General features: G+C 68.8%; 25 protein-coding genes. 5 read left to right on the top strand and 20 right to left on the bottom strand.

What is annotated here, in order from left to right:
• Positions 1–19: 19 nt before the first annotated feature.
• From RS83_RS18220 to RS83_RS05210, 3 genes are read right to left on the bottom strand one after another with little or no spacing between them, the layout of a single operon-like run.
• Positions 20–610 (bottom strand): hypothetical protein, encoded by a 591-nt coding sequence (locus tag RS83_RS18220; RefSeq protein ID WP_052678875.1) that lies wholly within the window; start codon positions 608–610, stop codon positions 20–22.
• Positions 607–1,785: a serine/threonine-protein kinase gene (locus RS83_RS05215; protein ID WP_045278454.1), complete on the bottom strand. Its 1,179-nt coding sequence runs from the start codon at positions 1,783–1,785 to the stop codon at positions 607–609. The genes RS83_RS18220 and RS83_RS05215 overlap by 4 nt, the downstream gene beginning before the upstream one ends.
• Positions 1,785–2,045 (bottom strand): DUF6458 family protein, encoded by a 261-nt coding sequence (locus RS83_RS05210; protein WP_045278453.1) that lies wholly within the window; start codon positions 2,043–2,045, stop codon positions 1,785–1,787. The genes RS83_RS05215 and RS83_RS05210 overlap by 1 nt, the downstream gene beginning before the upstream one ends.
• Before the next feature lie 116 nt (positions 2,046–2,161).
• Between RS83_RS05210 and RS83_RS05205 the strand changes: the two genes are divergently transcribed.
• The gene (locus RS83_RS05205) at positions 2,162–2,824 is read left to right on the top strand and encodes an ArsR family transcriptional regulator (protein ID WP_156153121.1); all 663 of its coding nucleotides are present in this window, start codon (positions 2,162–2,164) and stop codon (positions 2,822–2,824) included.
• 48 nt (positions 2,825–2,872) lie between these two features.
• Here the strand turns inward: RS83_RS05205 and RS83_RS05200 are convergent, their stop codons facing one another.
• The 8 genes from RS83_RS05200 to RS83_RS05165 form a co-directional block, all read right to left on the bottom strand.
• Complete coding sequence (locus RS83_RS05200; protein WP_045278451.1) at positions 2,873–3,577, bottom strand: spermidine synthase; 705 nt, start codon at positions 3,575–3,577, stop codon at positions 2,873–2,875.
• Positions 3,578–3,653: 76 nt separating this feature from the next.
• Positions 3,654–3,881, bottom strand: a complete 228-nt coding sequence (locus tag RS83_RS05195) for an RNA-binding S4 domain-containing protein (RefSeq protein WP_045278450.1) — start codon at positions 3,879–3,881, stop codon at positions 3,654–3,656.
• A gap of 112 nt (positions 3,882–3,993) precedes the next feature.
• A complete protein-coding gene (locus RS83_RS05190; RefSeq protein ID WP_045278449.1) occupies positions 3,994–4,806 on the bottom strand; it encodes a hypothetical protein in 813 nt (270 codons plus the stop codon).
• A gap of 67 nt (positions 4,807–4,873) precedes the next feature.
• A complete protein-coding gene (locus RS83_RS05185; protein WP_082071531.1) occupies positions 4,874–6,169 on the bottom strand; it encodes a sensor histidine kinase in 1,296 nt (431 codons plus the stop codon).
• Positions 6,170–6,188: 19 nt separating this feature from the next.
• On the bottom strand, positions 6,189–6,866 hold the full coding sequence (locus RS83_RS05180; RefSeq protein WP_045278448.1) for a response regulator transcription factor: 678 nt from the start codon (positions 6,864–6,866) through the stop codon (positions 6,189–6,191).
• Between the two features lie 242 nt (positions 6,867–7,108).
• Complete coding sequence (locus tag RS83_RS05175; protein ID WP_045278447.1) at positions 7,109–7,315, bottom strand: CDGSH iron-sulfur domain-containing protein; 207 nt, start codon at positions 7,313–7,315, stop codon at positions 7,109–7,111.
• Positions 7,312–8,352, bottom strand: coding sequence for an iron-containing redox enzyme family protein (locus RS83_RS05170; protein WP_419760967.1), 1,041 nt, complete (start codon positions 8,350–8,352; stop codon positions 7,312–7,314). Before RS83_RS05170 ends, RS83_RS05175 begins: the two co-directional genes overlap by 4 nt.
• A gap of 83 nt (positions 8,353–8,435) precedes the next feature.
• On the bottom strand, positions 8,436–8,885 hold the full coding sequence (locus RS83_RS05165; RefSeq protein ID WP_045278446.1) for a carboxymuconolactone decarboxylase family protein: 450 nt from the start codon (positions 8,883–8,885) through the stop codon (positions 8,436–8,438).
• 206 nt (positions 8,886–9,091) lie between these two features.
• Here RS83_RS05165 and RS83_RS05160 point away from each other — a divergent pair, with 206 nt between their 5' ends.
• Positions 9,092–9,271: a hypothetical protein gene (locus RS83_RS05160; protein ID WP_045278445.1), complete on the top strand. Its 180-nt coding sequence runs from the start codon at positions 9,092–9,094 to the stop codon at positions 9,269–9,271.
• A 10-nt stretch (positions 9,272–9,281) separates the two neighbouring features.
• Here RS83_RS05160 and pnuC read toward each other — a convergent pair whose 3' ends face one another.
• From pnuC to sigJ, 3 genes are all read right to left on the bottom strand, one after another.
• The gene (gene pnuC, locus RS83_RS05155) at positions 9,282–9,995 is read right to left on the bottom strand and encodes a nicotinamide riboside transporter PnuC (protein ID WP_082071529.1); all 714 of its coding nucleotides are present in this window, start codon (positions 9,993–9,995) and stop codon (positions 9,282–9,284) included.
• A 14-nt stretch (positions 9,996–10,009) separates the two neighbouring features.
• A complete protein-coding gene (locus RS83_RS05150; protein ID WP_156153120.1) occupies positions 10,010–10,537 on the bottom strand; it encodes a GNAT family N-acetyltransferase in 528 nt (175 codons plus the stop codon).
• A 117-nt stretch (positions 10,538–10,654) separates the two neighbouring features.
• Positions 10,655–11,557 carry an RNA polymerase sigma factor SigJ gene (sigJ, locus tag RS83_RS05145; RefSeq protein ID WP_052678873.1) on the bottom strand — a complete coding sequence of 301 codons (903 nt, stop codon included), beginning with the start codon at positions 11,555–11,557 and terminating at the stop codon, positions 10,655–10,657.
• A gap of 115 nt (positions 11,558–11,672) precedes the next feature.
• Here sigJ and RS83_RS05140 point away from each other — a divergent pair, with 115 nt between their 5' ends.
• Positions 11,673–12,428 carry an SDR family oxidoreductase gene (locus tag RS83_RS05140; RefSeq protein ID WP_045278443.1) on the top strand — a complete coding sequence of 252 codons (756 nt, stop codon included), beginning with the start codon at positions 11,673–11,675 and terminating at the stop codon, positions 12,426–12,428.
• A 10-nt stretch (positions 12,429–12,438) separates the two neighbouring features.
• Here RS83_RS05140 and RS83_RS05135 read toward each other — a convergent pair whose 3' ends face one another.
• A complete protein-coding gene (locus RS83_RS05135) occupies positions 12,439–13,356 on the bottom strand; it encodes a DUF808 domain-containing protein (protein ID WP_045278442.1) in 918 nt (305 codons plus the stop codon).
• Positions 13,357–13,509: 153 nt separating this feature from the next.
• Here RS83_RS05135 and msrB point away from each other — a divergent pair, with 153 nt between their 5' ends.
• Complete coding sequence (gene msrB, locus RS83_RS05130; protein ID WP_045278441.1) at positions 13,510–13,986, top strand: peptide-methionine (R)-S-oxide reductase MsrB; 477 nt, start codon at positions 13,510–13,512, stop codon at positions 13,984–13,986.
• Positions 13,983–14,528 (top strand): peptide-methionine (S)-S-oxide reductase MsrA, encoded by a 546-nt coding sequence (gene msrA / locus RS83_RS05125; RefSeq protein WP_045278440.1) that lies wholly within the window; start codon positions 13,983–13,985, stop codon positions 14,526–14,528. Before msrB ends, msrA begins: the two co-directional genes overlap by 4 nt.
• 243 nt (positions 14,529–14,771) lie before the next feature.
• On the opposite strand, the gene RS83_RS05120 is transcribed toward msrA, so the two are convergent.
• The 5 genes from RS83_RS05120 to RS83_RS05100 form a co-directional block, all read right to left on the bottom strand.
• A complete protein-coding gene (locus RS83_RS05120; RefSeq protein ID WP_156153119.1) occupies positions 14,772–15,572 on the bottom strand; it encodes an alpha/beta fold hydrolase in 801 nt (266 codons plus the stop codon).
• A gap of 162 nt (positions 15,573–15,734) precedes the next feature.
• Positions 15,735–17,198, bottom strand: coding sequence for a catalase (locus RS83_RS05115; RefSeq protein WP_045278438.1), 1,464 nt, complete (start codon positions 17,196–17,198; stop codon positions 15,735–15,737).
• 70 nt (positions 17,199–17,268) lie between these two features.
• Positions 17,269–17,691, bottom strand: a complete 423-nt coding sequence (locus RS83_RS05110) for a Fur family transcriptional regulator (RefSeq protein ID WP_045278437.1) — start codon at positions 17,689–17,691, stop codon at positions 17,269–17,271.
• Between the two features lie 31 nt (positions 17,692–17,722).
• A complete protein-coding gene (locus tag RS83_RS05105) occupies positions 17,723–18,004 on the bottom strand; it encodes a hypothetical protein (protein WP_045278436.1) in 282 nt (93 codons plus the stop codon).
• Between the two features lie 74 nt (positions 18,005–18,078).
• A complete protein-coding gene (locus RS83_RS05100) occupies positions 18,079–18,363 on the bottom strand; it encodes a hypothetical protein (protein ID WP_045278435.1) in 285 nt (94 codons plus the stop codon).
• Positions 18,364–18,406 lie beyond the last annotated feature (43 nt).

The following is an 18,406-nucleotide window of genomic DNA, read 5'->3' as shown; positions in this document are numbered from 1 at the left end:
CGCAGGCATCCTTCGTGGCTCAGCGTTCGGATCCGTTGCCCTTCGTCTCGCCCCGCTTGTCGGTCTTGTCGGTCTTGTCCGGCTTGTCGGTCTTGTCCGGCTTGTCGGCTTTGTCCGGCTTGTCCGCTTTGTCCGGCTTGTCGCTCGTGCGGTCGTCACGCGGCTCATCATTCGTCGAAGGCTCGTCGTCTGGATCGGTGACGACGGGATCGGTGACGACGGGATCGGTGACCACCGGATCGGTGACCACCGGCTGGGTGCCCTCGGTGTCGACCGGTGCGTCCGTGGTGACGGCGGTGTCCGACGCGGGCGTGGCGGCAGACTCCAGATCGGCCCGCACGAGGTTGATCGACTGCTGGATGATCGCGGCTCGCTCCGCGCTGATGTCGCCGTCCTGGCGAGCGCGTGCTGCCTCCGTCTCGAGCGCGGAGAGCGCTTGCAGGGCCGCCTCGGGGTCCCCCGCCGCAGCCTGCTCGGCGACCTCCACCACACGGGTCTGCCACTGCTGACTCGTCTGCGAATCGAGACCGCCGGTGCCGGCGCAGCCCGTCAGGGTGAGCCCGACGATGACGACCGCCGCAGCGAGGGCGGCGCGGGTGCGGCCGTTCACGGCGACACCGAATCCAGGAGCTGTTGGAGGTGCGCGGCAAGCGGTTCCTCCACGGCGGGCAGTGCCGGGCGGGTGTCGGGACCGTCGCCTCCGCCCCACAGCAGTACCCCGCCGCCGACCAAGACGGCGAGCCCTGCTGCGATGAGCAGCGGGGCCAGCCACCGTCGACCGCGGTTCGCAGGCACCGTCGTCGACGTGCTCGAGTCGACTGCGGCGACCGACTCGGTCGTCGAGTCCGGTGGCAGCGCGACCGTGGGGGCAGGCGCCGACGCGGCGCTCGGTACCGCCACGGTCGCGGTCGACACTGATGCGGATGCGGATGCCGATGCTCGAGGTGCCGCGTCGAGCTGTTCCACACGGGTGATCACGTCGACGGCAGTCGGACGATGCGCGGGGTCTCGGGCCGTCATGGCGGTGAGCAGCGTGCCCCACTGGTGTCCGACGGACGACGGGATCACGGGGTCCTGCGACAACCGTGCGAGCACCGCCTCATGCATGCCCTGCTGCGCGAATGCGCGTGCGCCGGTGAGCGCTTCGAGCAGGACGAGTCCGAGCGAGTAGATGTCGGACGACGGCAGCGGCGTGCCCCCGACGACCTGTTCCGGGCTGAGGTACGCGGCGGAGCCGATGATCGTCCCTGGGGTGGTCAGCCGGGTGGTGTCGACCAGGTACGCGATACCGAAGTCGGCGAGCTTCGCGCGGAACTCCGCGCCGGGGATGCCGGGCGCCCGCAGCAGCACGTTCGCAGGCTTGACGTCACGATGGACGATGCCGGCCTGATGGACGACGTGGAGTGCCTCGCCGAGATCTCTGGCGATGCGTTGCGTGGCCGCGGGCGACAGCGGACCCTGATCCAATCGCGCCTGCAACGTGGGGCCGTCCACGTACTCCATCACCAGATACCGCGTCTCCGCCGCATCGACGTGTGCGTCGTACAGGGTGACGAGCGCCGGATGGTTGAGGGCGGCCAGCAGTTGCGTCTCCGAGGCGGTGCGGGCGATCTCGGTGGCTCCATCGCGGAAGACCTTGACGGCCACGTCGCGACCCAGCATCGAATCCCTGGCGCGATAGACGACGCCCATGCCGCCCTCGCCGAGCCGGTCGACCAGGGCGTACCGATCGTCGAGCAGGTGGCCCGTCAGGTCACCTGCTCGCTGGAAGGCCGCCTCCGGCATCAAGCGAGGGGCTCGTTGTTGCGGATGCTCCTCCGCGTCACGCGCTCGCCGGTGGCAGGGTCGACCGACGTCGCCGAGACGGATTCGGTCCGACGGCTCCGCATGACCAGGACCAGGCTGATCAGGAACACCACGACGCCGGCACCCATGAGGATGTAGCCGATCAGGTCGAGGTTCACATATCCGCCGGTGTCGATGTTGACCGCGAACGCAAGGACGACGCCGATGACGAAGAGCGCGATGCCGCTTCCGATACCCATGTTGTTTCTCCCTCTCTGGGGGTCGCACCTGCGACCCGACCCCCAACATTAGGGTCAATGAACACTGAGTCAACCCTCATGGACACAGTCAGTGAATCGTGGTAATGATGGAGGCGATGACTGACCTCGCACGCCGCGCCGGCATCTTCGCCGCTCTCGCCGACCAGACGCGCCTGCGAATCGTGGATCTGCTCACGCTCGGAGACCTGTCGTCATCCGAGATCGGTTCGCAGCTCGATCTGCAGTCCAACCTGATCGCACACCATCTCGGCGTGCTGGAATCAGCCCACATCATCGCCAGGAGCCGATCGGAGTTCGACCGCCGCCGCAGCTACATCGGACTGCGTCCGGAGGTGTTCGACACGCTCATGCCCGCAAGTGTCCCGCCGCCGAACCGGGTCCTCTTCGTCTGCACCGCGAACTCGGCACGATCGCAGTTGGCGGAAGCCCTGTGGCGGGACGCGAGCGAGATCCCCGTCGCCTCGGCGGGAACGCGGCCGGCCGCGGGCGTGCATCCCGAGGCCACCGCCTCGGCGGCACGCCACGGGCTCGAGATCGACGCCTCCCGTCGTCCGCAGCACATCGACGACGTGCGAGCCGAGGGAGACCTCGTCATCACCGTCTGCGACGACGCTCACGAGAAGCTGCTGCACCGCGACGACCTGCACTGGTCGATCCGCGACCCCGCCAAGATCGGCACAGCAGCGGCATTCGATGCAGCAGTGGAGACGATCAACCGCAGAGTCGTGGGTCTCGTCACGCGACTCGCCGCAGCCTGACCCCCGCATCCGTCGACGGCATCCGCATGCGGTCGGGTGCGGCAGTCCTCAGCGGCGGATGCCGACGTAGACGGTGTTCGACGAGATGCCGCCGGTGAGGCGGTTGTCGAAGTCGACGATGTGCGCTCGGCAGTCGTCAAAGACCGTGGCGAAGGTCGTCATGAACTCGTCGTCTGGCGGGTCGTCCGACCACAGCGCGAAGACCCCGCGATCGGCGAGGTGCCGAGCGAGCGCGGTGAGACCGGCCTCGGTGTAGAGGTCGGCGTGCGTCGGGTCGAGGGTGTGGCGCGGCGAGTGATCCACATCGAGCAGGATCGCGTCATGGCGGCGAGCTGCGGCATCCGGGGCCTGGCGCACCACCGCGAAGAAATCGTCGTGGGTCAGTGTGGTGCGCGAATCGCCGACCAGCTTCGTCGACACCGGCAGCAGCTCGCGCTCATGCCATCCGATCACCGCGGGGAGCGCATCGATCACTTCGAGGCGGGCGACGCGATCATCGTCGAGGGCGGTGACGGCCGTGTAGCCGAGGCCGAGCCCCCCGACGAGCACGCTGAGCCGATCACCGGTGGCGGCGGCGAGTCCGAGCGTGGCGAGCTCTTCTTCCGCGACCGTGAAGAGGCTCGACATCAGGTACTCGTCCTTGAGCTTCACCTCATAGATCATCTCGTCCGTGACGGGATCCGCTCTGCGGCGCAGGATGAGCTCGCCCATCCGCGTCTCCTGCCAGTCGAGCTCTTCGAACCGCGCGATCATTCCGGTACCTCTCGTCGACAGCTCTCCCACTGTACGCACTCGGCGCTTGCGCGCCCGGTGCTGTGCAGCCTCAGACTCACGGACGAACGCGGACCGTTCGCCCCTCGAAGGTGACGAGATCGCCATCGTGCAGCTGGCGTCCGCGACGGCGATCGACCTCGTCGTTCACGGTCACGTAGCCGTCGATCACGACCTCTTTGGCATCCCCGCCGGAGTCGAGCAGCCCGGAGAACTTCAGGAACTGGCCGAGGCGGATCATGTCTCCGCCGATGGAGATGTCGTCGATCGGGTCGGAGTTCGTCATTCCTGAATGCTAACCGGCTTCGGGGCGGATGCCGCCGCCGCGTTCCGCTGGACCTCCCCACGACCGACAGCGGCCCACCTCGGTCGAGGTGGGCCGCTGTGTGAACCGCGGGTCAGTCGTCGATGTCGGTGCCGACGACCGCGAAGTCCGCGCCGAAATCGATGTCGATCGAGCGGTTGTCGTTCGTGAGCACCGAGGCGTCGTAGGGGCTGACGTCGTCGCCGTCCACGTCGAGATCCGTGATCATGCCGTCGGCCTCTGCGAGCGCGGCCGCCACGAGCGAGCGGATCGCCGCGTCGTCGAGGGTGAGCGTGGGGCCGGTGTCGTCGCCGTCGGCCGGGTCGGTCGAGACGACGGTCGTCGCGAGCTTGGCGTCGACGCGGACCTCGGTCTCGTCGCCGTTCGCTGCAGTCACCTGCACCTCCCAGCTGCCGTCGCGCTTCGCATCGATCGAGGTGACGTCTCCGTCGGCAGCTCCGCGGGCGGCATCCGCGATCTCGATGATGTCGTCGGCAGATGCTGCGCCGATGCCGGTCACCGGGCCGCCGCCGTTCGACGGTGCGTCCTGGTCGTCGCCCCTGCCCTCGTCGCGCTGGCCGCCGCGGTCGTCGGCGCCGGGACCGTGCTGGTCACCCGATACGGAGGGCCGGTCGTCGTCATCGCCGAACTCGTCGCCGATCGCGGCACCCACGGCGATACCACCGCCGGCGAGGAGCACGGCTGCGGCGATCCCGCCGCCGATGAGGAGGGCGCGCGTGCGGCCGGGCTTCGCCGGCGGGGTCTGCGGCGCGGGAGCTGACTCCGCTGCCGGTGCGGGAGCAGCGGCAGGGGCAGGTGCCGGAGCGACGGGCACGGTCGGGGCGTCGGGGGAGTGGCCGTCGACGGGCTCGGGGGTCTGGTCGGGGGTGGGTGTCTTGTCGTCCATGTGAAGATCGTTCCGCGACACCGCTGAAGCCATCCTGAAGCGTCCTGAAGCCGTCTTCAGGAACGGATCAGGATGCCGAGAGCGGCAGCGTCACGACGAATCGCGCACCGCCCCACCGCGAGGCGTCGACCACGACCGTGCCGTCGCCGGCCGCTGCGATCCCGCGGACGATCGCGAGGCCGAGACCGCTCCCGCCGGCATCGCGGCTGCGCGCCTCGTCGAGCCGCACGAAGCGCTCGAAGACGCGTTCGCGCTCGTCCACAGGCACGCCTGTACCGTCGTCCTCCACGGTGACGAACACGAATCCCTCGGTCGGGGTCACCCCGATGGCGATGCGACCTGCGCTGTGCCGTGCCGCATTGTCGGCGAGGTTCCGCAGCAGCTGGCCGAGCAGCCGCGGATCGCCGTCGACCCGAGCCGCATGGATGCCGCTGCCGTCGACATCGAGCCCGTTCGCGCGGAGTCGGCGCACCTCACCCAGTGCGACATCGTCGAGATCGATCGACTCATCGCGCGTGGCGACGCCTTCATCGAGCCGGGCGAGCAGCAGCAACGACTCCATGATCCCCTGCAGGCGCAGCCCCTCCTCCGAGACGACCTCGGCGAGCTCGCCGATGCTCGTCGCGCCGGGATGGGCCTGGGCGAGTTCGGCATGTTGCCGGATCGTCGCGAGCGGGGACCGCAGCTCGTGCGAGGCATCCGAGACGAATCGTCGTTGTGCGGTCGCCGCGGCATCGAGCCGATCGAGCATGCCGTTCATGGTCGTGGCGAGGGCTGCGATCTCGTCGGCGGAATCGGGCACCGCGACCCGTCGATCCAGATGCTCGGCGGTGATGCCCTCGACCTCGCCGCGGATGCGGGTCACCGGGCGCAGCGCTCGCCCGGTCACGAGCCAGGTCGTCGCGGCGACCAGCACCAGCAGCAGGGGCAGCGCCACGGCGAGCAGCAGCGCGACGGTCGACAGCGTCTCGGCGTCGTTCTCGGTGGAGACGGCGAGCACGACGGTCTGATCGTCGTCGATGTCGTCCGAGAGCACGAGCATCGGCTCGTCGTCGATGGTCATCGTCTGCGGGTCGTCCGAGATCGGGAGCGGGGTCGATCCCAGTGCCTCCCGCGCATCCTCGCTCGCTCCGCGCACCGATCCGTCGTCGCCGATCACCTGCACGAACTCGTCGTCGAGCGAGTCGATGTCGCGTCCGCCCGGCCCGTGCAGGCGCTCGCTGAGCTCTGAGAGTCGCTGCGCCGCCGCGCGTTCCGTGCTGCCGTGCACGCTCGCGCTCAGCACGCCGTAGAACGAGATCGCGCCGATCAGCAGTGCGACCGCGACCACGACCGTGGCGCCGAGCGTGGTCCGCGCGCGCACCGAGCGCCAGCCTCGGCCACTAGCCACCGTTCGCCGCCAGTCGGTACCCGGCACCACGGATCGTCTCGATCGCCTCGCGGCCGAACGGCTTGTCGAGCTTGCGGCGGAGGTGGCCGACGTAGACCTCGACGATGTTCGGATCGCCGTCGAAATCGTCGTCCCACACGCCATCGATCAGCGCGCGCTTCGAGAGCACCTGTCCGCGATGCCGCATGAGATGCTCGAGCACCGAGAACTCCCTCGCCGTCAGCGTCACAGGAGTGTCTCCCCGCCAGACCCGGTGTGCGGCGGGGTCGAGGCGCAGGTCGCCGGCCTCGAGCACGACCGGTCGCGCCACGGCTCCTCGCCTGATCAGGGCACGGATGCGGGCGACGAGGATCGCGAACGAGAACGGCTTCGTGACGTAATCGTCGGCGCCCGTCTCGAGTGCCTCGACCTGATCCCACTCGCCGTCCTTCGCCGTCAGCATGAGCACCGGCGTCCAGTTCTCCTCGGCGCGGAGCGCTTCGCAGACCTTCCATCCGCTCATGCCGGGCATCATCAGGTCGAGCACGATCGCGTCGTAGCGCGTCTCGCGGGCGCGCCAGAGTCCGTCGGTCCCGGTGTGCGCCACATCGACGGCGAAGCCCTCGGCCTCGAGCCCTCGGCGCACGCCGTCGGCAAGGCGCACCTCGTCGTCAACCACCAGGATCCGCATTCCTCCAGTGTGGCGGCCCGACGCTGAATCGGGGCTGAAGCACGCTCGACGACGGCCTATCGCTCCGACATCGCCCGGAGTACCGTCGCAGGCGGCTGAACAGCGGCGCCGTCGTCGGGCGGGCCCTTCGACAAGCTCAGGGACCCAGGGGGGCGGGACCCTTCGACGGGCTCAGGGACCCAGGTGGGGTGCGGGCCCCTCGACAGGCTCAGGGACCCAGCGGGGTGCGGGGGCCCAGGGGGCTATGCGTCGGTGCGGAAGCCGGCGGCCTTGTGCGTGCCGTCGCAGAACGGCTTGATCGTCGACAGGCCGCACCTGCACAGCGCGACGGTGCGACGTCGCTGCTCGATCGGGGCGCCGTCGTCGTCGCGCAACTCGACGGCGCCCCGCACGAGCAACGGACCGTCCGGGTAGGCCGTGATGGTCGCCGGCTCGTCCTGCGCGCTCATGACGACTCCTGCGGACGGAGCGAGGATTCGCCGCGTGACCAGCAGTCCAGCATGTGCTCGGCGGCCCAGCCGTCGACCGTGAGGCACGCGGATGCTCCGAACATGATGTCGGCGAGCAGCTCGGGGTGCTCTTCGGCCAGGCCACCGGCGAGGTCGCGCGCGGCGATCTGCTCGTGCACGGCATCCGCTTCGACATGCTCGTCGAAGTAGTCAGTCACATCGGCACCGAAGCCGAGTCGCCGCAGCCCGTCGCCGTAGAAGCGGTTCGGGATCGACGACGTCATCTCGAACGCCGCCAGATGCCCGACGATCGCACCGACCAGGCGTCGATTGATGCCGAACATCGACATCATGTTGTGCGAGGCGAGCGTGATCGCCGGCACGTCGTCGACGTACGCGCCGTAGGTGTCGTCGAGGCCTGCGCCACGCATCGCGGCGGCGAAGATCGTCGCATGCACGCGGTCGGGGCGGCCGCCGCCGTATTCGTCGGACTGGATCTCGACGAGCGCAGCCTTGGCCCGGCCGTGCAGCCGGGGGATCGCCCACGAGTGCGGATCGGCCTCGCGGAGGGTGTAGATCGAACGCTGCATGAAGAACTCGTTCGCCTGCTCGGCCGTCGCCTTCTTCGCCATGTATCGGGACAGGCTCGGACCGGTGTCCGCCTCGGCCAGCGCGAACAGCGCCCGCCCCACCGCATCGACCTCTGGCGCAGGAATCTCCGGCATCGGCACCCGCTCACGCAGCGCCCGCTCGAACGCCGCCTCGAGCGCCCGTCGGGTCTCGATCAGCGCCGGGTCCCATTCCAGCGAGGCGTCGAGCTCGGGCAGCGACCCGTAGGCCGACGCGTAGAGCAGGAACAGCGCGAGCTGGATGTCGTCGTCATGCACCACATCGCCACTCGCAGAGACTGCGGTCTCCGCGAGCTGCCGGTGATCGGATGCCTCGCCGCCGGTCACCCGACGCAGTACGGCGCCGCTGAGCGGACCGCGCGCGCTGATGCTGCCGGTGATCGGCGCTGGCAGGAAGGTCGAGGTCACGAGGACTCCCATTCGTTCGGATGGGATCAGTCTCGTGTCCTCGACCGTTCCGGTGAAGGGACTTGACGCGGCGGGAACAGCGACTACGGAGCGACGGGGTAGTGGCTCGAGATCGCGATCCGGTTCCAGCTGTTGATCACGACGGCAAGCCAGGTGACGGCCGCGATCTGCTGCTCGGTGAGGACCCCTTCGACATCGACACCGCGGTCCGCCAGCCGCCCGTGGTCGCCGATCTGCGTCACGCGCTCGGCGATCTGCAACGCCGCCTGCTCCTCCGGTGTGAAGTACTGCGACTCCCACCAGCCGGCGATCACGGCCAGCCGGTCGGCGGTCTCGCCGTGCTTCACGGCATCCGCGCAGTGCATCCGCAGGCAGAATGCGCACCCGTTGAGCTGCGAGGCCCGTACCTTCACCAGCTCGACGAGCAGCGGCGACAGCCCGGCATCCACTCCTGCGGCAGCCGCCTGCGCGCTGAACTCCAGCATCGCCTTGTACGGGCCGGGATACAGCTTTCCGATGTTCACGTGCGACACGTGTCTCCTCGATTCCGGGGCGCCGGATGCGCCCTCTCCTGCACATTGACGACGCAGCCGACCGGAATGTGAGCCGTGGTCCGTGCACGATTCAGCAAGAATTCGACGATCGGGCCAGCCGGAGCCCCGAATCGGGGGTCCGCGTCAGGTTTTGCTGAATCGTGCACGCCGCAGTCGGGTGCCGCAGCACCTCGTAGGCTGGAGACATGACCAAGAACACCTTCTGGACCGTCGCCGGCGTGATCCTCGCGATCGTCATCGCCTGGTGGCTCGTCGGCGTGCTGTTCTCGGTGCTCTGGTTCTTCGCCAAGCTCGCGATCGTCGCAGTGGTCGCGGTCGGCGTCTTCATCGCCCTGCGGATGCTGTTCCGCTCCAGCGGCGAATGACCGCACGCCGTCAGACGGCGTCTGACTCCTCGGGCCGGCGCGGGCTCGGATCAGGAGGCAGGATCACGATCGGATGCTTCGCCCGTGACTGCGCGCGCCACCAGATGACGAACCCGGTCGCCGTGAAGAGTCCGTAGAACACGTACATGAGGCCGGTCGCGTAGAACCCGGAGCTGAACAGCAGGGGGACGCCGACCACGTCGACCGCGATCCAGAGCAGCCAGAACTCGGTCCAGCCCTTCGCCATGCCGTAGGTCGCGAGGAGTGAGCCGACGAAGGTCCAGGCATCCGCCCACACCGGCTCCCACGAACCGAGGGCGCGGAACACGGGCGTGAGCGCGACCGTGCCGACGACCATCACGAGGACGAGACCGATCCGGGCGCTCGTCGGCGCCCACCGCGGGCTGATCCGTCCGCCTTCGGCGTTGCGCCAGCGGACCCAGCCGTAGATCGCGACCGCGATGAACATGATCTGCCGCCCCGCCTGGCCGAGCAGATGCGGCACCTGGGGGTCCGGGCTGAGGATCGAGCCGAGGAAGACGGTGAGCAGCAGCAGGTTCCCGACGATGCCGACGGGCCACGCCCAGATCTTGCGCCGCATCCCGCCGATCGCACTCGCGAGGCCGAAGGCGTTGCCGACCACCTCTCTCACCAGGAGCGTCTGCCCACCGGGCAGCACCCACTGGGAGTTGAACGCATCGACGAGCCACTGCAGCGCATCCATCGTCGGCCCCGCGTTCAGGGGGTCACGTCGGGAGCGGGGCGCTCGTCGAGCACGAGCTGCAGGAACGTGAGATCGAGCCAGCGTCCGAACTTCGCGCCGACCTGCGGCAGGCGTCCGACCTCGCGGAACCCGAGCCGCTCGTGCAGCACGATGGAGCCCACGTTGGTGCTGTCGACTGCGGCGACCATGACGTGCAGGCGCTGGGTGCGAGCTCGGTCGATGAGCTCGACCATGAGGGTGCGCCCGACGCCGCGGCCGCGCTGATCCCCTCGCACGTAGACGGAGTGCTCGACCGTGTTGCGGAACCCGCTGTGCGGTCGCCAGTCGCCATACGATGCGTAGCCGATCACGCCGGTCTCGTCGACGGCGACGATGACCGGGAATCCTCGTCGAGTGCGCTCCGCCAGCCACGCCGCGCGGTCGCTGACGTCGACCGCCTCCTCGTTCCAGATCGCGGTGGTGTGCACCACCGCATCGTTGTGGATCGCGGCGATCGTGTCGAGGTCTGGAGCCTCGGCATCCCTGATCTGCACTGGGGTCATCGGCGGGCATTCTCCTGCGGCTGCGGCGACTGCGCTTCGGGTGCGCATGGCTGACGCTAGCAGGATGCCGGGGCCCTGCACGTCACGTGTCCGCACGCGGCTCGTGCACCGTACCGACTACGGCACCCAGGCCGACAGTTTCCTGGGGTTCATCATGATCCAGACGCGGGTCACCGCGCCGGCCTCGACGCCGAGGTTCACCACCGACACGACCTCGCCGTGCTCGCGGAAGACGAGGGCGAGACCGTCGCCCGTCTGCCGCTCCTCCATCCGCATGTCGGGGCGCTTGGCGGCGATGCCGAGCAGGAAGCGCGCGACATGATCGGAGCCGCGCACCACGTTGAGCGCGGCACGCACGATGCCGCCGCCGTCGCTGTGCAGCTCGACGTCGGGCGCGAGCACCCGCAGCAGCTCGTCGATCCCGCCGGTGCGGCTCGCGAGCTGGAACGCACGCACCACACGATCGTGCTCAGCTCGCGGCACCGCGGTCGCTCGCTGCTCGCGCACATGGCGGCGGGCTGATGTCGCGAGCTGCCGCACCGCAGCGGAGGACCGCCCGACGATCTCGGCGATCTCCGTGAAGGGCACGTCGAAGATGTCGTGCAGCACGAATGCCACCCGCTCGGCCGGCGTCATCGCCTCGAGCACGATGAGCAGGGCCGTCGACACCGAATCATCGAGCGTGATGCGCTCGAGCGGGTCGAGCATCTCGGTCGACGCAGCGATGCGTCCGCGCTCGCCGAAGTGGTCGGCGGGCACCGGCTCCGGCAGCCACTGGCCCACGTACTGCTCGCGGCGTCGCCGAGCCGAGGTCAGCAGGTCGAGCGAGATGCGGCTCGCGACGGTGGTGAGCCACCCGGCAGGGTTGACGATCTCGGCGCGCTCGGCATCCGTCATCCGATACCAGCGGACGTACGCCTCCTGCACGACGTCTTCGGCATCAGCGAGGGTGCCGGTCATCCGGTACGCCAAGGACAGCAGGCGCCGTCGTTCGCCGAACACGTCGTCCTGCTGGTCCACACCGTCTCCTCTTCGCACGTCGATTGGAAGACTACCGACCTCACACCTCGCGCGGCTGCGTCGTCAGAGCAGTGACAGGGTGCCGAGTGGTGCACCGGGAACGAGAGGGAATCGGATGAGGATCGCCGTCGCAGGAGGCACCGGAACCGTCGGTCGGTATGCGGTTGACGCCGCGCACGACGCAGGACACGAGGTCGTCGTGCTGTCGCGTGCGAACGGCTCCGACGTGCTCACGGGGCGGGGGCTCGTCGCGGCGCTCGCCGGGGCGGATGCCGTGATCGACGTCACGAACCTCGCCACCACGCTGTCGGCGAAGACCTCCGTCGGGTTCTTCGAGACCGCGGCCCATCACCTGCTCGACGCCGAGCAGCAGGTCGGGGTCGGTCACCATGTCGCCCTCTCGATCGTGGGCATCGATGGCATCGACGCGTCGTACTATGCGGGCAAGCTCGCGCAGGAGCGGGCGGTCGCCGCCGGACCCGTCCCGTTCACGATCGCGCGCGCCGGGCAGTTCCACGAGTTCGTCGGCCAGATCCTCGGGCTGGTGAACGGCCCGTTCGCACCGATGCCGCGTACGCTCATGCGTCCGGTCTCGGCGCGCGAGGTGGGCGCGCACCTGGTGCGGGTCGCGGAAGCCGGACCCATCGGCCGCGCACACGACCTGGTCGGCCCGCAGGACGAGACGCTCGCCGATCTGGCCCGTCGGCAGCTCGCCTTCGACGGCAGCCATCGCCGCGTGCTCGATGTCCGCCTCCCGGGTGCGTACGGTCGAGGTCTCGCGTCGGGTGCGCTCCGCGGGGGAGCGGATGCCGCGCACGGCAGCGTCACCTTCGACGAGTGGCTGCGCAGCCCCGACCACGCCAGACCCTGAGCGGATCCGCTCAGACGTGCACGTCGGCCGGGGATTCCTCGCCCTCGTGGAAGCTCGGCTTCTTGCCGAAGAGCTTCGCGACGCCGAGCACGATCCCGACGATGATCAGCCCTGCGACGAGACCGGCGACGGCCGAGAACAGGGTGTCGCCGGTCCAGACGATCACGGGCCCGGCCGGCTCGAGCGCGTGCTCGATGCCGTGCAGGATGTCGGCGCCGACGTGCACGCCGACCTCGCCGAGGTTCACGAGCAGCAGGTGCCCGCCGACCCAGAGCATGGCGACGGTGCCGAGGATGCTGATGAAGCGGAACACGGCCGGCATCGACCGGACGATGCGGGTGCCCGTGTGGCGGATGCGCTGCACCGGGTTCTTCGCCATCTTCAGACCGATGTCGTCGATCTTCACGAGCAGCGCGACGGCGCCGTAGACGACGCCGGTCATGATCAGCGCGATGACGGCGAGGACGGCGAGGGTCGTCCAGATGTCGAGGCCGGCTTCGAGGTTCGCGAGCGAGATGAGCATGATCTCGGTCGAGAGGATCAGATCGGTGCGCACCGCGCCCCACACGAGCTTGTTCTCGTTGCGGTCGCCCTCTTCGGCGTGGCCGTGCTGCACGCCGAACCACTCGAGCACCTTCTCGGCGCCCTCGAAGCAGAGGTACGCGCCGCCGAGGATCAGCAGGTACGGGAGCACCCACGGCGCGAACGCGGTGAGCAGCAGGGCGATCGGGATGATGATGACGAACTTGTTCGCGAGCGACCCGACCGCGATCTTCGCGACCACGGGCAGCTCGCGTGCCGGCGTGATGCCCTGCACGTACTGCGGGGTCACGGCCGCGTCGTCGATCACGACACCGGCAGCCTTCGCCGAGGCCTTCATCGCCGCGCTCAGGATGTCATCGACGACGGCGAGCAGTCCTACCGACATGTGGGTCCCCCAGGGTGTGATGTGCAGACGAGCAACTCTATCCACTCCGCCGAAACTCACAGCCCGCTCCCAGGGCGGCGGGACCAAAACCGGGCCGACGTCGGTTGTGCTCTATGACGCCGCAGCCAGCGGCGCCTCACAAAGGAGACCACCGTGTCGAACGACTACCGCAAGACGTCAGAGGCCGTCAGCGACCTCACCCACCTGCAGTACGAGGTGACGCAGGAGGACGGGACCGAACCGCCCTTCCGCAACGCGTACTGGAACACGCACGACGACGGCATCTACGTCGACGTCGTCTCCGGTCAGCCCCTCTTCTCGTCGATCGACAAGTTCGACAGCGGCACCGGCTGGCCGAGCTTCACGAAGCCGATCGACGAGTCGGCGGTGACGACCCGTACCGACCGCAAGCTGTTCATGACCCGCACGGAGGCCCGATCGACCGGTGCCGACAGCCACCTCGGGCACGTCTTCGACGACGGGCCGCGGGATGCCGGAGGGCTGCGCTACTGCATGAACTCCGCCGCACTCCGTTTCGTCCCGGCCGACCGACTCGAGGAAGAGGGGTACGGTCGCTACAGCACCCTCTTCACACCCCACACCACCGACAACGCCGAGGAGCAGTCATGACCGACACCGGAACCATCACCCGCACCCCCGGAACCGAGACCGCAGTGCTCGCCGGCGGATGCTTCTGGGGCATGGAAGACCTGATCCGCCGCCAGCCCGGCGTGCTCGACACCCGAGTCGGCTACACCGGCGGCTCGAACGACCACGCCACGTACCGGAACCACCCTGGCCACGCGGAGGCGGTCGAGATCGTGTTCGACCCTGCGAAGACGACGTACCGCGACATCCTCGCGTTCTTCTTCCAGATCCACGACCCGTCCACCAAGGACCGTCAGGGCAACGACCGCGGTTCGAGCTACCGTTCCGCGATCTTCCCGCTCAGCCCCGAGCAGGAGACCGTGGCGCGCGACACGATCGCCGACGTCGACGCATCGGGTCTGTGGCCGGGCAAGGCCGTCACCACGATCGAGCCCGAGGGCCCGTTCTGGCAGGCCGAGGAAGAGCACCAGGACTACCTGATCAAGTACCCCAACGGGTACACGTGCCACTTCTCGCGTGCGGGTTGGGTGCTGCCGAAGCGCGCGGAGAGCACCGCCGTCTGACACCCGCCGGGTCCCTGGGCTTCGACAGGCTCAGCAACCCACGGTTGGGTCCCTGAGCTTGTCGAAGGGTCGGGTGCTTCGACAGGCTCAGCAACCCACGGGTTGGGTCCCTGAGCTTGTCGAAGGGCGGGGTGCTTCGACGGGCTCAGCAACCCAGTGGGCGCGGCGGGGTGCTTCGACAGGCTCGGCAACCCACGGGTTGGGTCCCGATGCTTCGACGGGCTCAGCAACCCAAGGGCCGCGTCAGCCCTCGGCGAGGAACGCGACCGCGGCTTCCTTGAAGTCGCGCGAGCCCGGCGCATTGAAGTGGTTGCGGTTCGGGATCTCGAAGAAGCGTGCATCCGGAGCCGCGGATGCCAGCGCCCGCGAGCCCTCGATGATCGCGTCCTTCGAGCCGGTCGCGAACAGGATCGCGCGGGTGGGGGCATCCGCGGGGTCGGGGTCGATCGTGCCGGATGCCCGCATGCCCTCAGCGAGCGCGACCAGCGCGCGCAGATCGTTGCCTGGCACGCGCTCGGTCAGGGCGATGTAGTTCTGGGTGGTCTGGTCGCTGACCGGGGTGCCGTCGGCGATGTAGGCCCGCACCTGCTCGAGGTCGAGTCTGGCGAGCGGGATGCCGTCGGGCACGCCTCCCAGCACCGCGCGGCCGATGCGCTGCGGCAGATCGCGCACGACCTCCCAGCCGACCCGGGCGCCGAGGGAGTAGCCGAGGTAGAACGCATCGTCGACGAGGTACGTGTCCATGACGGTCTCGACATCGGTCGCGAGCGTGCGGATGCGGTAGTCCTCCGGCTGATGCGGTTTCTCGCTGTGTCCGTGGCCGCGCTGATCGATCGCGAGCACCCGATAGCCGGCGCGCGTGAGCTCGCGCACCCAGCCGGTGAGCACCCAGTTGTCGCGTGCGTTCGACGCGAAGCCGTGCACGGCGACCACGACGGGAGCATCGAGCTCTCCCCACGTATAGGTCGCGAGTCGGGTGCCGTCGGCCGCGTACACCTGCTGCGGTTCGGGCATGCTGGTCAGGTCTGAGAGGGGAACAGCCACGCATCCATTCTGGCCCTCTCTTTGCGGAGGAGTTCTCTTCGTCGGGAGGATGCTTTCTGCCCCAGGTTGCTCCCGAGAGCGAAAACTCCTCCCGAGACGGGTCCCGGGACGCAGAAGAGCGGATGCCGATCGGCATCCGCTCTTCCGTGTGTGTCTGTCGTGTCAGACGGCGGCCGGCACCGTCCGGCGCAGGGCTTCACCGAGCGCGGCATCCACGTTCGTCCAGTACTGGAAGAAGTTCTCGCGGATGACGTCGACGGTGATCCCGCGGCCCTGGCCGGTCAGCGTCTCGAGGAATCGGGCGCGCTGCTCGTCGTCGAAGACCGTGCGGTAGAGCGTTCCGGCCTGGCCGAAGTCGTCGTCGTCGAGGTGCAGGGTCGCCGCCGAACGCATCAGCTCGCCGTCGGACTCCCAGCTCGCCTCGATGCCGGCCTGCGGATCGGCCTCCGGCCCACCGGCAGCGCCGTAGGAGTTCGGCGTGTAGGTGCGGTGCTCGGCCGGGTTGGACTGGTACCGCATCTGGCCTTCGTGCATGTAGTTGCGCACCTCGGCCCCATGCGGCTGGTTGACCGGCAGCTGGTTGTAGTTCGCGCCGATGCGGTACCGCTGTGCGTCGGAGTACGAGAAGACCCGCGCCATCAGCATCTTGTCCGGCGAGATGCCGGTGCCGGGCACCTGGTTCCCTGGCGAGAACGCCGCCTGCTCGATCTCGGCGAAGAAGTTCTGCGGGTTGCGGTTCAGCGTGAACGTGCCGACCTTTATGCGTGGGTAGTCCTTCTTCGACCAGGTCTTCGTGAGGTCGAACGGGTTGAAGCGGTAGTCCTTCGCCTCCTCGTACGGCATGATCTGCACGTACACGTCCCATGCGGGGTGGTCACCGCGGGCGATCGCGTCGAACAGGTCGCGGCGGTAGTGGTCGGCATCGGATCCGGCCAGCTGCTCGGCCTCGGCCGCGCTCATCGCCTCGACGCCCTGCTGGGAGAGGAAGTGGTACTGCACCCAGAAGCGCTCGCCGGCCGCGTTGACCCACTGGTAGGTGTGCGAGCCGTAGCCGTTCATGTGCCGCCAGCTGCGAGGCAGGCCGCGGTCGCCCATGAGGTAGGTGACCTGGTGGGCGGTCTCGGGCGAGAGCGTCCAGAAGTCCCACTGCATGTCGGCGTCGCGCAGGCCGGAGTCGCCGAGGCGCTTCTGCGAGTGGATGAAGTCGGGGAACTTCATGGCGTCGCGCAGGAAGAAGGTCGGGGTGTTGTTGCCGACGATGTCGAGGTTGCCCTCGCTCGTGTAGAAGCGCAGCGAGAATCCGCGCACATCGCGCCAGGTGTCGGGAGAGCCCTGCTCACCGGCGACCGACGAGAAGCGGATCAGCGTCTCGCTCGTCGCGCCGGGCTGGAACACCGCAGCACGCGTGTACGCCGAGACGTCTTCCGTGACGACGAACTCGCCGAACGCTCCGCCGCCCTTGGCGTGCGGGTTGCGCTCCGGCACGCGCTCGCGGTTGAACGAGGCGAGCTTCTCGACGAGATAGCGATCGTGCAGGACGGTGGGGCCGTCGGCGCCGACCGTGAGCGAGTGGGCGTCGCTCGGTGCCGGCGTGCCGGTCTGGGTTGTCGTGGCAGGTTTGGTCATGATGGTTCTCCTTCTGCGCGCAGGGTCGGCGAACAGCCCTGTCTCACGGCGAGACGGGGTGCGGCGTCGACTAGAGCGCGGCGTTCTGGCAACTGGGGCACAGGCCCCAGAAGGTGACTTCGGCTGTCTGGACGGTGAATCCGCCCGCGTCGGACGGAGTGAGGCACGGCGCCTCGCCGGTGACGCAGTCCACATCGCCGACCGCACCGCAGGAGGTGCAGACGACGTGGTGGTGGTTGTCGCCGGTGCGCCGCTCATAGAGGGCTGCGGAACCTGCCGGTTCGATCCGGCGGATGAGGCCCGCCGTCGTCAGGTCCGCGAGGATGTTGTGCACCGACTGGATCGACGTGGTCGGAAGCACAGCCGACACCTCGCGGAAGACCCGCTCGGCATCGGTGTGGGCCATGGAGTCGAGCGCGTCGAGCACGGCGACACGGCCTGCGGTCGCCCGAAGGCCCGCCTGCCGAAGCGTCATGTCGAGTGCTGTCTCCATGGCTTCGACCCTACACGTTGTTTTGAGTAACTCAAATGAATTCGGGAACTCGGGGGCGTCCCGATACGTAACCGGCGGAGGAGCTGTCTTCGACGAGCTCGTAGTCGAAGATCTCCGACGCAGTGCGCCGTGTTCGCAGGCGCCACCTGCGCTGATGGGCCTCGGTGCCGATGGTGTACTCCATGGCGAGTTCGTCCGGAGCGCCGCCGTGGTGCCGCACTCCGACGAAGAATGCCGGGTTCCCCAGGCCTGGCGAGAAGACCCGCGCGACATACGCGCCATCGGGCGTGCGCCCAGGCATCGCTGTGCGCATGTCGGTCGACCTGACTCTCTGTACCGAGCGCGATTCATGCTCCGGGGCGGCGGGTCGCGCAGTCGGTTCGCGCGTCATGCGTGCTGCCCGTCGGTGTCGGCCGCGACGCGTGCCCGCGCCCAGTCTGCGGTGGTCGAGAGCCCGCGTGCATCCAGGTGTTCCCGGATGACGTCGTGGGCCAGTCTGACCTGGGTCTCGTTGCTCATCGCGGCCTGCATCGAACCGCGGTCAGGAGCAGGTGCGCCGTCGATCCGCGCCAGCGCCGCTCGGATGATGTCCTCCTGGGCGCCTCGGCCGATGGAGTGCTGCATGAGGTCGGGGCTCACGGGGCGCCGGAGGGCGCCGAGAAGCTTCTTCATCTGTGTTGTCTCGTCTCGTCGGAGTGGACCGGCTTGTTTTGAA

This window comes from Microbacterium oxydans (assembly GCF_000956525.1).
GTDB lineage: Bacteria > Actinomycetota > Actinomycetes > Actinomycetales > Microbacteriaceae > Microbacterium > Microbacterium oxydans_A.
The sequence above is the reverse complement of the archived record's forward strand: the minus strand, read 5'-3'. Positions and strand labels throughout refer to the sequence as shown.

Bases quoted from the DNA above. Each gene is read 5' to 3' on its own strand.
- RS83_RS05215 (WP_045278454.1), bottom strand. From the start codon at position 1,785: ATGCCGGAGGCGGCCTTCCAGCGAGCAGGTGACCTGACGGGCCACCTG.
- RS83_RS05105 (WP_045278436.1), bottom strand. From the start codon at position 18,004: ATGCGCACAGCGATGCCTGGGCGCACGCCCGATGGCGCGTATGTCGCG.
- msrA (WP_045278440.1), top strand. From the start codon at position 13,983: ATGACCGACACCGGAACCATCACCCGCACCCCCGGAACCGAGACCGCA.
- RS83_RS05190 (WP_045278449.1), bottom strand. From the start codon at position 4,806: ATGGACGACAAGACACCCACCCCCGACCAGACCCCCGAGCCCGTCGAC.
- RS83_RS05210 (WP_045278453.1), bottom strand. From the start codon at position 2,045: ATGGGTATCGGAAGCGGCATCGCGCTCTTCGTCATCGGCGTCGTCCTT.
- RS83_RS05140 (WP_045278443.1), top strand. From the start codon at position 11,673: ATGAGGATCGCCGTCGCAGGAGGCACCGGAACCGTCGGTCGGTATGCG.
- RS83_RS05205 (WP_156153121.1), top strand. From the start codon at position 2,162: ATGACTGACCTCGCACGCCGCGCCGGCATCTTCGCCGCTCTCGCCGAC.
- RS83_RS05195 (WP_045278450.1), bottom strand. From the start codon at position 3,881: ATGACGAACTCCGACCCGATCGACGACATCTCCATCGGCGGAGACATG.
- RS83_RS05135 (WP_045278442.1), bottom strand. From the start codon at position 13,356: ATGTCGGTAGGACTGCTCGCCGTCGTCGATGACATCCTGAGCGCGGCG.
- RS83_RS05115 (WP_045278438.1), bottom strand. From the start codon at position 17,198: ATGACCAAACCTGCCACGACAACCCAGACCGGCACGCCGGCACCGAGC.
- RS83_RS05110 (WP_045278437.1), bottom strand. From the start codon at position 17,691: ATGGAGACAGCACTCGACATGACGCTTCGGCAGGCGGGCCTTCGGGCG.
- RS83_RS05200 (WP_045278451.1), bottom strand. From the start codon at position 3,577: ATGATCGCGCGGTTCGAAGAGCTCGACTGGCAGGAGACGCGGATGGGC.
- RS83_RS05175 (WP_045278447.1), bottom strand. From the start codon at position 7,315: ATGAGCGCGCAGGACGAGCCGGCGACCATCACGGCCTACCCGGACGGT.
- pnuC (WP_082071529.1), bottom strand. From the start codon at position 9,995: ATGGATGCGCTGCAGTGGCTCGTCGATGCGTTCAACTCCCAGTGGGTG.
- RS83_RS05180 (WP_045278448.1), bottom strand. From the start codon at position 6,866: ATGCGGATCCTGGTGGTTGACGACGAGGTGCGCCTTGCCGACGGCGTG.
- RS83_RS05100 (WP_045278435.1), bottom strand. From the start codon at position 18,363: ATGAAGAAGCTTCTCGGCGCCCTCCGGCGCCCCGTGAGCCCCGACCTC.
- RS83_RS05160 (WP_045278445.1), top strand. From the start codon at position 9,092: ATGACCAAGAACACCTTCTGGACCGTCGCCGGCGTGATCCTCGCGATC.
- RS83_RS05150 (WP_156153120.1), bottom strand. From the start codon at position 10,537: ATGACCCCAGTGCAGATCAGGGATGCCGAGGCTCCAGACCTCGACACG.